Genomic DNA, 12,189 nt, shown 5'->3' with positions numbered 1-12,189 from the left:
TTGGTTACTTTCTTTGGCGAGACAAAGAAAGTAACTCGCCCGCCGGGGCGAATTCCCGGCTCCTGCGCCACCCAACCAGCAAGGCCAAAACAAAGCCCCGCACGCCAAGTCCAACCCACAACAAGAACAACGCCAAACCAAAGGCCGAGCGCCCCCTCCCAGAGGGAACAAGACACATGACCGACGACACCCTCCTTCAAGGCAGAAAAACCGCCCTGATCATCATCGACCTGCAGAACGACTTCCTCGACCCCAAGGGCGCCTATGCCCGCGGCGGCGCCGCCAACCCCGCAGCCGCCCCGCTCCCGCCCCGTGTGGCCGCGGTAGCGCGCGCCGTCAAGGCAAAGGGCGGCATGGTCGCCGCCAGCCAATTCACACTGTGGCCCGACGCCGCCGGCCTACCCATGGTCTCTCCGCATCTCCGGGCATTGCGGCCTTTCCTGCGCAAGGGCGACTTCGCCCCCGGCAGCTGGGGCCAGGCCAATGTCGATGCCTTGCACGGCCTCATCGACGTCGCGGTCTGCAAGGTCGCGTACTCCGCCTTCTTCAACACCCAGCTCGACTGGGTCCTGCGCCGCGCCGCCATCGACACGGTGGCCGTGTGCGGCATCGTCACCAACGGCGGCGTCGCCAGCACGGTGCGCGACGCCCACATGCGCGACTACCGCACCCTGGTGCTGGCCGACGGCTGCGCAGCCTTCGGCGAGGAGCGGCACCGGACCGCGCTGGCCGACATGCGCAACGTGGCCGAGGTCATCGACTGCGCCGACTTCATCCGCCGACTCGCATGACCCAGGACGCCCGCTCACGCCGCGTGCAGCGCACTGTCGCAGCCTTCGATGCCGAGGCCAAGGCGAGCGTCGCCATCGTCGGCGCCGGCGCCTGCGGGCTGACAGCCGCGTTGATGCTGCACGACGCCGGCATCGACTGCGTCGTGCTGGAGCGCGACGCGCACCCCAGCGGCTCGACCGCTTTGTCCTCCGGCTTCATCCCCGCCCCAGGCACGCAAGTCCAGCGCGCGCACGGTATCGACGACAGCCCCGAGCGCTTCGCCGCCGACATCCAGGCCAAGGCACACGGCCGCGCGGCGCCGGGGCTCGTGAGCGCCTACGCCGAGGCGATCGGCCCGGCACTCGACGCCCTGCAGGCGCGTCACGGCCTGAACTGGCTGGTGCTCGACAACTTCCTCTACCCAGGCCACACCGTGCACCGCATGCACGCTCTGCCGCAGAAGACCGGCGCCGCGCTGATGGCCGCGCTCCAGTCGGCCGCCGAAGCCAAAGGGGTCCCCGTGCTGACCCAGGCGCTGGTCGAGACGCTGTGGCTCGACGATGCGGACCGCGTGCAGGGCCTGGCCTTCCGCCGCCCCGACGGGAGCGAAGAGCGGCTGGCCTGCGACGCGCTGCTGCTGGCCTGCAACGGCTTCGGCGGCAACACCGCGATGGTGCGTGAACTGCTGCCCGAGATGGCCGAGGCCGCCTTCGCCGGTCACGTGGGCAACGACGGCAGCGCCATCCTCTGGGGCCGGGCGCTGGGCGCGCGGCTGCGCGACCTCGGCGGCTACCAGGGTCACGGCTCCTGGGTCACGCCGCAGGGCGCGTTGATGTCCTGGGCGGTGATGATGGAAGGCGGCGTGCAGCTCAACGGCGAAGGCCGCCGCTTCCACGACGAGACGCAGGGCTACTCCGAGGCCGCGGTGAAGGTGCTGGCGCAGCCGGGCGGCCTCGCATGGAACGTGTTCGACACGCCCTTGCTGGCGCTGGCGCGCGAGTTCCCCGACTTCCGCGAAGCGGAGGCGGCGGGGGCGCTGCGCCGCTGCGACACGGTGGCGCAACTGGCAGCCTGCATCGGCTGCGAGCCGCCGGTGCTGCAGGCGACGCTCGATGCGCTGCATGTGGCAGGGCCGCAGCCCGACGGGCGTGCGTTCCGGCGCGGCCTGTCCGCGCCGTACTTCGCCGTCAAGGTGACGGGCGCACTCTTCCATACCCAGGGCGGGCTGGACGTGGCGCCGGACATGCGCGTGCTGCGCGACAAGGACCGCACGCCGCTGCCCAACCTGCTGGCCGCCGGCGGCGCGGCAGGTGGTGTCTCGGGCGATGCGGTGTGGGGCTACCTCTCGGGCAACGGCCTGCTCAGCGCCGTGGCCGGCGGCGCCATCGCCGCACGCACCGCGGCCGCACTCATCGCAAAGGAAAAGCAGACATGACGAACCCGACTTCCCTCAAGGCGCGCCTGGCCGCACCCGAGATCCTGCTCGCGCCCGGCGTCTACGATGCGCTGAGCGCGCTGGTGGCCGAGCAGGCCGGCTTCGAGGCGCTGTACCTCTCGGGCGCGTCGATCGCCTATGCGCGGCTGGGGCGCTCGGACGTGGGTCTGACCACGTACACCGAAGTGGCCGACACCCTGGCGCGCATCTGCGAGCGGGTCGCGCTGCCGGTGATCGTGGATGCCGACACCGGCTTCGGCAACGCACTCAACACCCAGCGCACGGTGCGCGGCTTCGAGCGGGCCGGCGCCGCGATGATCCAGATCGAGGACCAGGGCTTCCCCAAGCGCTGCGGCCACCTCGACGGCAAGAGCGTGGTGCCGGTGCGCGAGATGGAAGGCAAGCTCGAAGCGGCGCTGGATGCGCGCGCCTCGCGCGACACGCTGATCCTGGCGCGTACCGATGCGCTGGCGGTCGAAGGGCTGGAGGCCGCGCTGGACCGCGCCGAGGCCTACCTCGCCTGCGGCGTCGACGCGCTCTTCATCGAGGCGCTGCGCTCGTCCGAGCAGATGGAGGCCGCCTGCCAGCGCTTTGCCGGCCGTATCCCGCTGCTGGCCAACATGGTCGAAGGCGGCAAGACGCCGGTCCAGGATGCAGATGCGCTGCAGACCCATGGCTTCCGCATCGCGATCTTCCCGGGCGGTACGGCCCGGGCGGTGGTGCACACGCTGCAGGGCTATTACGGCAGCCTGTACCGGCACCGCACCACCGAGCCCTGGCGCGAACGGATGCTGGACTTCGACGGGCTCAACGCGGTGATCGGGACGCCGGAACTGATGGCGCTGGGCCGGCGTTACGAATAGACAGGGCGCAAAGGCGGCCAGGGCGTCGTTGACCGCCTTGGAATGTCAACTTTTCCAGGAAGGCCTATTTTTTCGGATCCGAGGGGTTCGGACAAAAGTATTACCCAGGGCATGATACTTGCAGTAACCAAAAAGACTACAAGTTTCAAAGATGACCCTGACCGCTTTCTCGATCATCCTGGCCGGCGTGCTGCTGAACTCGGCCGCGCAGCTCATGCTCAAGGCCGGTGCCCAGTCGCTCGGCAGCGTGGCCTTCACCGGCGCTTCGCTGTTTTCGGCGGGCTGGAATGCGGCCACGCAGCCCTGGATCCTGCTGGGGCTGTGCTGCTACTTCGTGAGTGCCGGGCTGTGGATCCTGGCCCTGACGCGGGTGGACGTGACGGTGGCCTACCCGATGCTGTCGATGGGCTACGTGATTGCGGCGCTACTGGCCTGGCATTTCTTCGGGGAGGCGCTCACGGCCTCGCGCGTCCTGGGCATCGCCATCATCCTGGTCGGCGTCGTCGTTCTCGGGCGAGGCTGAGATGGCGCCGCCGCTGCCGCTGTACGTCGATCTCGACGGAACGCTGATCGCGACCGACTCGCTGCACGAGTCGCTGCTCAAGCTGGTGCGCGCCTCGCCGACGGCGCTGCTGCAACTCCCGCTGTGGCTGTTCAAGGGCCGCGCCGTGCTCAAGAGCGAGGTGGCGCGACGCACGCGGCTGGACGTGAGCACGCTGCCATACCGGCCCGAGGTGCTCGACCTGGTGCGCCGGGCGCGCGAAGCGGGGCGCCGCACCGTCCTGGCCACGGCCAGCGACGGGCGGGTGGCCCGGCGCATCGCCGAGCACCTGGGCCTTTTCGATGCGGTGCTGGCCTCCGACGGCGAGCGCAACGTGAAGGGCTCGGCCAAGCTGGCCGCGATCCTGGCCGATACCCGCGGACAGGGCTTCTGCTACGCGGGCGACCATTCCTCCGACATGAAGGTGTGGGAGGGCGCCCAGGCCGCGGTCGTGGTCAGCCGCTCGCCCGCGCTGGCGAGGCGCGCCGGCGGCGTGACCGAAGTCGAGGCCGTGATCCAGCCGCCGCGCCCCGGGCTCGGCCGCTATCTCTACGGGCTGCGGGCCCACCAGTGGCTGAAGAACCTGCTGGTCTTCCTGCCGCTGATGCCGGTGCTGCACGATCTCACGCAGGCGCTGGTGGTCGACGCCATGTTCGCCTTCGTGGCCTTCAGCCTGATGGCCTCGGGCATCTACGTGCTCAACGACCTGCTGGACCTGGAGTCGGACCGGCGCCATCACCGCAAGCGGCGCAGGCCTTTCGCGGCGGGCGACATCGCGCCGGCCACCGGGCTGGCGATGTCGGCCGCGCTGGGCATGGCGTCGCTGGGCCTGTCGGTCGCGCTGCTGCCGCCGAGCTTCGTGGCCGTGCTGCTGGTCTATGCGGCCCTGACCACCGCCTATTCGGTGTTCCTGAAGCGGCGCGCGGTCGTGGACGTGTTCTCGCTGGCGGCCCTCTACACCATCCGCGTCGCGGCGGGCACCGAGGCGACCGGGCAGCCGCTGTCCTTCTGGATCCTGTCCTTCTCGCTCTTCATTTTCCTGAGCCTGGCACTGGCCAAGCGTTACGTGGAGCTCACGGCCGCCGGCGACGGCGCCCAGCTCAAGCGCGACCGCGGCTACCAGCCGGGCGACCAGACCTTCGTCCTGTGCACCGGCGTGGCGGCGGGCCAGATGTCCGCGCTCCTGTTGAGCCTGTACCTGCAGGACGCGCAGATGCTCTCGCGCTACCAGAACCCGACCTGGCTGTGGGTGCTGATACCGGTCTTCCTGTTCTGGACCGTGCGTATCTGGCTGAAGGCCATCCGCGGCGTGCTGCACGACGACCCGGTGGTGTTCGCCGCGCGCGACTGGGTCAGCCGGCTGGCGGTGGCGATCGGCGCGGTCGCCCTGTGGATGGCGAACTGATCCTCCGGCCCCCACCCTTTCCTTCCTCGGCTTTTTCTTCGACAAGAACATGAAGATCTACATCGCGCAGGTGGCGCTCACGGTGCTGTGCGCCGGTTTGTTGTTCGTGCTGTGGCGTTGGCGCCCCGGCATTGCGGGCCTGGCGGGTTCGCGCGAGACGCAGCGGCTCGAGCACGCCTGGCGACTCTGGCTCGCCTGCCTGCTCGGCGGGGTGCTGGCGAGCGCTGTCTTCGCGCTGGCGGTGGACGAGCCGCGCGAGACCTCGCTGGGCTACCTGCGTATCCTGCTGTCCACGCATGCCGGCGAGGACTCGTGGATGCCGATGCTGCGTGCCTCCGCCTTCCTGCGCGAGCATCCGGAGGTGCCGCTGTACCAGGGCGTGTTCTTCGGCCAGCACGTGAAGTTCCAGTACCCGTTGACGGCGCTGCTGCCGCTGGATCTGCCGCAGCAGCTCTTCGGCGTGCCGCCGGAGGGCGTGGTCCGCTTCTTCCAATTCGTCTCGCGCATCAGCCTGGTGGCCATCGCGGTCGTGTTCATGCAGCTCTTCATGGGCGCGATCCCGGCGCCCCCGGGTGGGCGTGTGCTGCACTTGCCGCGCCGGTCCGTCTTCGCGCTCTTCGGCCTGAGCGTCCTGAGCGTGGCGATGTTCTATCCGCTGCTTCGCTCCGAATACCACGGGCAGATCCAGACGCTGATGACGCTGGCCGCCGGCCTGGCGCTGCTGGCCTGGCAGCGCGACCAGCCGCGCCTGGCGGGCCTGATGATGGGGCTGTGCTGCATCATCAAGCCGCAGTGGGGCGTGGTCGTCGTGTGGGCGCTGCTGCGGCGGCAATGGCAGTTCGCGGCGGTCGCCACCGCTGTCACCGCAGCGGCCGGGCTGTTCGCGGTCGGCGTTTACGGCTGGCGCAGCGTGCTCGACTATGTCTCTGTCGTGTCCTTTCTCAGCCGCCACGGCGAGAGCTACTTCATCAACCAGTCCGTCAACGGGCTGCTGCACCGCCTGTTCTTCAACGGCGTGAACCTGCAGGGCGCCGGCCTCGTGTGGTCCGGCACCGACTTCCCGCCCTACCAGCCGGTGGTGCACCTGGCCACCGTGGCGACCTCCCTGCTCATGCTGGGGATGGCCCTGGTGTGGCGCATGGGCAAGCGTCCGAGCGTGGTGGATCTGTCCCTTGTCATGCTGACCTTGACCATGGCCTCGCCCATTGCCTGGGACCACCACTACGGTCTCCTGCTGCCGGTCTTCGCCGTGGCCTTCCCCATGGCGCTGCGGCAGCAGCCCTGGGGTGCGTGGACGCTGCCGGTGCTGGGGGTCACGCTGGCGCTGTCCTGCCAGTCCTTCGTCGGCCCGACCAACCTGCTGGCGGACTCTGCCTGGAATGTGCTGCAGTCCTACCAGTTCGCCGGCGCGCTGATGGCGCTGGCCTTGCTGTACCGACTGTCGTGGATGGAACAGCCACGTGCGGCGGAGGTCCGGGCCGGTCGCAGCGAACCGGCGGCCGTCACCGTCTACTGACGCCGGATCGCGGCGCCGGCAGGCGGGGCCCGCCGTAGCGATCGGCACGCGCCGGATAACCTGCCGATGCACTGGGTCTTTGATGGACCTGACATCAACTGTCGCAAAATAGAACGATCGTTCGTTTTATTTGCGACATTCCATGCCCTCCACCGCCGCGTCCTCCCGCAGCTCTCGCGTGCCCCAGAAGGGCCAGCAGACCAAGGCCGTCATCGTCGACGCGGCGCTGAACCTGGCCGCGCAGATCGGGCTCGAGGGCTTGTCGATCGGCGCGCTGGCCGAGGTCACGGGCATGAGCAAGTCGGGCGTGTTCGCCCATTTCGGCTCGCGCGAAGAGCTGCAGATCTCGGTGGTGCGCGAGTATCACAACCGCTTCGAGCAGGAAGTGTTCTACCCGGCCCTGCAGGCGCCGCGCGGCCTGCCGCGGCTGCGCGCGCTGTTCGCCAACTGGATGAAGCGCACCTCGGCCGAGATCGACTCCGGCTGCATCTACATCAGCGGCGCGGTCGAGTTCGACGACCGGCCGGGGCCGGTGCGCGACGCGCTCGCCGAGTCCGTCAACACCTGGCTGGCCGCCATGCTGCGCGCGGTGCTGCAGGCGCAGGAAGAAGGGCATCTGCACGCGCAGGCCGACGCCAAGCAGATCTCCTTCGAGATCCACGCGCTCATCCTGGCCCTGCATTACGAGGCGCGCTTTCTGCGTTCGCCCGATTCGCTGGCGCGCGCCAACACAGGCTTCGACAACATCGTCGCGCGTTGCGCCACCCCGCAGGCGCCGGCTGCCACGGCCGACAGGCCGGGCGCCTCGCGCCGGTTCAAGACCGTGCGCTGACCGCATCCCGATCATTTTTTTCTCTTTGTTTTCTCTTTCCCTTTCTGGAGACCTTCGATGCCCGCCTACACCCCACCCCTTCGCGACATGCAGTTCGTCATGCACGAAGTGCTCGAGGTCACCGAGGAATACAAGGCCCTGCCAGCGCATGCCGAGGTCGACGCCGAGACCATCAATGCCGTGCTCGAAGAGGGCGGCAAGTTCGCCGCCGAGGTGACCTTTCCGCTCAACATGTCCGGCGACGAAGAGGGGTGCACCCTCGACCAGGGCACGCACGCGGTGAAGACGCCCAAGGGCTTCAAGGAGGCCTACGCGAAGTACGTCGAGGGCGGCTGGGCGGCGCTGTCCTGCGACCCCCGGTACGGCGGCCAGGGACTGCCCTTCGTGGTGAACCAGTGTTTCTACGAGATGCTCAACTCGGCCAACCAGGCCTGGACCATGTACCCGGGCCTGTCGCACGGCGCCTACGAGGCCCTGTCGGCGCACGGCACCGAGGAGCAGAAGAAGACCTACCTGCCCAAGCTGGTGAGCGGCGAATGGACCGGCACCATGTGCCTGACCGAGCCGCACTGCGGCACCGACCTGGGCCTGCTGCGCACCAAGGCCGAGCCCCAGCCCGACGGCAGCTACCGGCTGACCGGCAACAAGATCTTCATCTCGGCCGGCGAGCACGACATGGCCGAGAACATCATCCACCTGGTGCTGGCCCGGCTGCCGGACGCACCCAAGGGCAGCAAGGGCATCAGCCTGTTCGTGGTGCCCAAGTTCAACGTCAATGCCGACGGGTCGCTCGGCAGCCGCAACGGCATCTACTGCGCCGGGCTGGAGCACAAGATGGGCATCCGGGCCAACGCCACCGCGCAGATCGTTCTGGAGAACGCCAGCGGCACCCTGGTGGGTGAAGCCAACAAGGGCCTGGCCGCGATGTTCGTCATGATGAACGCGGCACGCCTGGGCGTGGGCAACCAGTCGCTGGGTCTGACCGAGGTGGCCTTCCAGAATGCACTGGCCTATGCCAAGGACCGCATCCAGATGCGCTCGCTCTCGGGCGTGAAGGCCAAAGACAAGGAGGCCGATCCGATCATCGTGCACCCCGACGTGCGCAAGATGTTGATGACCGCCAAGGCCTATGCCGAGGGCGGCCGCGCCCTGGCCATCTACTGCACCCTGCTGCTGGACAAGGAACACCACCATCCCGACGAGAAGGTCCGCAAGGAGGCGGGCGAACTGGTCGCGTTGCTGACGCCGATCGTGAAGGCCTTCCTCACCGACAACGGGCACATCGCGACCAACGCCTGCATGCAGGTCTTCGGTGGCCACGGCTTCATCAAGGAATGGGGCATGGAGCAGTTCGTCCGCGACAACCGCATCAACATGATCTACGAGGGCACCAACACGGTCCAGTCGCTGGACCTGCTGGGCCGCAAGGTGCTGGGCAACAACGGCGCCACGCTGAAGAAGTTCGGCAAGCTGGTCGCCAGGCTGGTCGAGGAAGAGGGCGTGAGCGAGAAGATGAGCGAGTTCATCACCCCGATCGCGGTGCTGGGCGAGCAACTCACCAAGTTCACCACCGAGCTGGGCTTCCGCGGCTTCCAGAACCCCGACGAGGTGGGCGCGGCCGCGGTGGACTACCTGCGCGTGGCGGGCCACTTCGTGTTCGGCTACATGTTCGCGCTGCAGGCGCGCGTGGCCCTGCGCGAGATCGCCGCGGGCAACACCGATCCCTTCTACCAGGCCAAGCTGCAGACCGCGCGCTTCTACTTCGCCAAGCTCTTCCCCGAGACCGCGACCCTGATGCGCACCGCGCGGGCCGGCGCCGCGCCCTTGATGAACACCGACGCGGCGCTCGCGTGAACGCCATGAAGCGCCTTCTTGCTGCCGTCGCCTTGTTATGCGCGGCTTCCGCCTTCGCCCAAATGACGCCGGTCGGCGTCTGGCAAAGCATCGACGACAAGACCGGCGAGGCCAAATCGCAGATCCGCATCAGCGAGTCGGGCGGCGTGTTGTCCGGCCGCATCGAGAAGCTGCTGCGCAAGGAAGCGAAGCAGGACGCGGTCTGCGACGAATGCACCGACGACCGCAAGGGCAAGCCCCTCGTCGGCCTGGAGATCATCCGCGGCGCGAAAAAGGCCGAGGGCAAGGAGGTCTGGGAGGACGGCAAGATCCTCGACCCCGAGAACGGCAAGTCCTACACCTTGCGCCTCACGCCCGTCGAGGGCGGCAAAAAGCTCGAAGTGCGCGGCTCGGTGCTCGGCATCGGCCGCACGCAGACCTGGGTTCGCGTACCTTGACCCACCCCCGTGGCTTGCTCACTTCGTGTAGCCGCCTCCCCTCTCGAGGGGGCAACGCCCGTGGCCCGGCCAGGCCGGATCCACGGTGTTCCCCGACCAGACTGAAAACTTCAAGGGACCCGATATGTCCAGATTTCAAGTGAAGAAGGTCGCCGTGCTCGGCGCCGGCGTGATGGGCGCGCAGATCGCGGCGCATCTCGTCAACGTGCGCGTGCCGGTCGTGCTGTTCGACCTGCCCGCCAGGGAAGGGCCGAAGAACGGCATCGTCACGCGTGCCATCGACAACCTCAGGAAGCTCAAGCCCGCACCGCTGGGCGATGCGGCCGATGCGGCGCTGATCGAACAGGCCAACTACGAGGACGACCTCGCGAAGCTGGGCGAATGCGACCTGGTGATCGAGGCCATCGCCGAGCGCATGGACTGGAAGCTCGATCTGTACAGGAAGATCGCGCCCCACGTCGCCAAGCACGCGATCCTCGCGTCGAACACCTCGGGTCTGTCGATCACCAAGCTGAGCGAGCCCCTGCCGGAGGCGCTGAAACCGCGCTTCTGCGGCATCCACTTCTTCAACCCGCCGCGGTACATGTTCCTGGTGGAGCTGATCGCCACGCCGACCACCGAGCCGGTCGTGCTGGACCAGCTCGAGACATTCGTCACCAGCACCCTCGGCAAGGGCGTGGTGCGCGCCAAGGACACGCCGAACTTCATCGCCAACCGCGTCGGCATCGCCGGCATGCTGGCGACGCTCAAGGAGGTGGAGAAGTTCGGCCTCACGCCCGACGTGGTCGACGACCTCACCGGCAAGAAGCTGGGCCGCGCCAGCTCCGGCACCTTCCGGACCGCCGACGTGGTGGGCCTGGACACGATGGCGCATGTGGTCAAGACGCTGCAGGACACCCTGAGCGCCGACACCGATCCCTTCTACGCCAACTTCGCGACGCCGCCGGTGCTGGCCAGGCTGATCGAGCTGGGCTTTCTGGGCCAGAAGACCCAGGCCGGGTTCTACAAGAAGGTGGGGCGCGAGATCCTGCGCTTCGACCTCGCGAAGGGGGACTACGTGCCCTCCGGCGAAAAGGCCGACGAGGTCTACGGCCGCATGCTGAAGAAGCCCGCGGCGCAGCGCCTCAAGCTGCTGCGCGAGAGCGAAGGGGCGCAGGGACGCTTCCTCTGGGCCATTCTGCGCGACAGCTTCCACTATGCGGCGGTGCACCTGGCCACCATCGCCGAGAGTGCGCGCGACGTGGACTTCGCCATGCGCTGGGGCTTCGGCATGAAGCAGGGGCCCTTCGAGTTGTGGCAGGAGGCAGGCTGGGCCCAGGTCGCGAAGTGGATCCAGGAAGACATCGACGCGGGCGAGGCCCTGTCGAGCGCGCCGCTGCCGAAGTGGGTGTTCGAGGGCCCGGTTGCCGAGGCGGGCGGCGTGCACACGCCGCAAGGCTCGTGGAGCGCCGCGGAAAGCCGCTTCGTGCCGCAGCGCCGGCTGCCGGTGCACGAGCGCCAGCTGTTCCCGGAAAGCGTGCTGGGCAGCCAGGCGCGCGACGCGAACCAGGCCGGCACCACCATCCAGGACGAAGGCGACGTGCGCCTGTGGACGCTGGACGGCGAGGTGCTGATCGCCAGCATCCATTCGAAGATGCACGCCATCAGCCCCGACGTGGCCGAGGCGCTGGCGGCCGGCGTCGAGCTGGCCGAGCGCGAATACAAGGCGATGGTGATCTGGTCGCCCGACGAGATGTTCTCCGTGGGCGCCGACCTGCAGGCCATGTTGCCCGCCTTCGTGGTGGCCGGCGTCGACGCGATCGACGGCGCGGAGCAGGAACTGCAGAACATGATGCTGCGCATCCGCTACGCCGGCGTGCCGGTGGTCGCGGCGGTGCGCGGCATGGCGCTGGGCGGCGGTTGCGAGCTGGCGATCCATTCGGCGCGTCGCGTCGCGGCGATGGAAAGCTACATCGGCCTGGTCGAGGTCGGCGTCGGCCTGGTGCCGGGGGCTGGCGGCCTGACCTACATCGCGCGCCGCGCGGCCGAGAACGCCGAGGCCTCCACCGGCAGCGACCTGCTGCCCTTCCTGACCGAGGGCTTCACCGCCGCCGCGATGGCCAAGGTCGGCACCAGCGCGCTGGAGTCGAAGAAACTGGGCTACCTGCTGGACAGCGACCTGATCGTGCCCAACAAGGACGAGCTGCTCTACGTCGCCCTGCAGCAGGCCAAGGCCATGGCCGACGCCGGCTGGCGCGCGCCGATGCGCCGCCTGTTCAAGGTCGCCGGCCGCAGCGGCGCCGCCACCATCCAGGGCCAACTGGTCAACATGCGCGACGGCGGCTTCATCAGCGAGCACGACTTCCACATCGCCGGCCTGATCGCGCACGTGGTGACCGGCGGCGACGTCGATGCCGGCAGCCTGGTCAGCGAGGAATACCTGATGACGCTGGAGCGCCAGGCTTTCTGCGCGCTGGTCGTCCACCCGAAGACGCAGGACCGGATCATGGGGATGCTCTCGACCGGCAAGCCGCTGCGCAACTGAGCGGGCAAGCA

The 12,189-nt window shown here is 68.5% G+C and carries 10 protein-coding genes; all 10 read left to right on the top strand.

Features of this window, described 5'->3' with window-relative positions; translation table 11 throughout:
- Nucleotides 1-176: 176 nt before the first annotated feature.
- Entirely contained in the window at nucleotides 177-791 is a 615-nt protein-coding gene (locus tag ABEA07_RS18715; RefSeq protein ID WP_345539713.1) for a cysteine hydrolase family protein, read from the top strand.
- Nucleotides 788-2,206 (top strand): FAD-dependent oxidoreductase, encoded by a 1,419-nt coding sequence (locus ABEA07_RS18710; protein ID WP_345539712.1) that lies wholly within the window; start codon nucleotides 788-790, stop codon nucleotides 2,204-2,206. The genes ABEA07_RS18715 and ABEA07_RS18710 overlap by 4 nt, the downstream gene beginning before the upstream one ends.
- Entirely contained in the window at nucleotides 2,203-3,069 is an 867-nt protein-coding gene (locus tag ABEA07_RS18705; protein WP_345539711.1) for an isocitrate lyase/PEP mutase family protein, read from the top strand. Before ABEA07_RS18710 ends, ABEA07_RS18705 begins: the two co-directional genes overlap by 4 nt.
- Before the next feature lie 151 nt (nucleotides 3,070-3,220).
- Complete coding sequence (locus ABEA07_RS18700; RefSeq protein ID WP_345539710.1) at nucleotides 3,221-3,592, top strand: SMR family transporter; 372 nt, start codon at nucleotides 3,221-3,223, stop codon at nucleotides 3,590-3,592.
- Between the two features lies 1 nt (nucleotide 3,593).
- A complete protein-coding gene (locus ABEA07_RS18695) occupies nucleotides 3,594-5,015 on the top strand; it encodes a UbiA family prenyltransferase (protein ID WP_345539709.1) in 1,422 nt (473 codons plus the stop codon).
- A gap of 49 nt (nucleotides 5,016-5,064) precedes the next feature.
- The gene (locus ABEA07_RS18690; protein ID WP_345539708.1) at nucleotides 5,065-6,531 is read left to right on the top strand and encodes a glycosyltransferase family 87 protein; all 1,467 of its coding nucleotides are present in this window, start codon (nucleotides 5,065-5,067) and stop codon (nucleotides 6,529-6,531) included.
- Between the two features lie 142 nt (nucleotides 6,532-6,673).
- Nucleotides 6,674-7,363: a TetR/AcrR family transcriptional regulator gene (locus ABEA07_RS18685; RefSeq protein WP_345539707.1), complete on the top strand. Its 690-nt coding sequence runs from the start codon at nucleotides 6,674-6,676 to the stop codon at nucleotides 7,361-7,363.
- A gap of 57 nt (nucleotides 7,364-7,420) precedes the next feature.
- A complete protein-coding gene (locus ABEA07_RS18680; RefSeq protein WP_345539706.1) occupies nucleotides 7,421-9,217 on the top strand; it encodes an acyl-CoA dehydrogenase C-terminal domain-containing protein in 1,797 nt (598 codons plus the stop codon).
- Nucleotides 9,218-9,222: 5 nt separating this feature from the next.
- Nucleotides 9,223-9,654, top strand: coding sequence for a DUF2147 domain-containing protein (locus ABEA07_RS18675; protein WP_345539705.1), 432 nt, complete (start codon nucleotides 9,223-9,225; stop codon nucleotides 9,652-9,654).
- A gap of 124 nt (nucleotides 9,655-9,778) precedes the next feature.
- On the top strand, nucleotides 9,779-12,178 hold the full coding sequence (locus ABEA07_RS18670) for a 3-hydroxyacyl-CoA dehydrogenase NAD-binding domain-containing protein (RefSeq protein ID WP_345539704.1): 2,400 nt from the start codon (nucleotides 9,779-9,781) through the stop codon (nucleotides 12,176-12,178).
- The last annotated feature ends 11 nt before the right edge of the window (nucleotides 12,179-12,189 follow it).

Origin of the sequence: Variovorax defluvii, assembly GCF_039541515.1 — a bacterium.
Classification (GTDB): Bacteria; Pseudomonadota; Gammaproteobacteria; order Burkholderiales; family Burkholderiaceae_C; genus Variovorax; species Variovorax defluvii.
This window is presented reverse-complemented; position numbering and strand designations above follow the sequence as displayed.

Coding starts and splice junctions, on each gene's coding strand:
- ABEA07_RS18715 (WP_345539713.1), top strand. CDS start 177: ATGACCGACGACACCCTCCTTCAAGGCAGAAAAACCGCCCTGATCATC.
- ABEA07_RS18710 (WP_345539712.1), top strand. CDS start 788: ATGACCCAGGACGCCCGCTCACGCCGCGTGCAGCGCACTGTCGCAGCC.
- ABEA07_RS18705 (WP_345539711.1), top strand. CDS start 2,203: ATGACGAACCCGACTTCCCTCAAGGCGCGCCTGGCCGCACCCGAGATC.
- ABEA07_RS18700 (WP_345539710.1), top strand. CDS start 3,221: ATGACCCTGACCGCTTTCTCGATCATCCTGGCCGGCGTGCTGCTGAAC.
- ABEA07_RS18695 (WP_345539709.1), top strand. CDS start 3,594: ATGGCGCCGCCGCTGCCGCTGTACGTCGATCTCGACGGAACGCTGATC.
- ABEA07_RS18690 (WP_345539708.1), top strand. CDS start 5,065: ATGAAGATCTACATCGCGCAGGTGGCGCTCACGGTGCTGTGCGCCGGT.
- ABEA07_RS18685 (WP_345539707.1), top strand. CDS start 6,674: ATGCCCTCCACCGCCGCGTCCTCCCGCAGCTCTCGCGTGCCCCAGAAG.
- ABEA07_RS18680 (WP_345539706.1), top strand. CDS start 7,421: ATGCCCGCCTACACCCCACCCCTTCGCGACATGCAGTTCGTCATGCAC.
- ABEA07_RS18675 (WP_345539705.1), top strand. CDS start 9,223: ATGAAGCGCCTTCTTGCTGCCGTCGCCTTGTTATGCGCGGCTTCCGCC.
- ABEA07_RS18670 (WP_345539704.1), top strand. CDS start 9,779: ATGTCCAGATTTCAAGTGAAGAAGGTCGCCGTGCTCGGCGCCGGCGTG.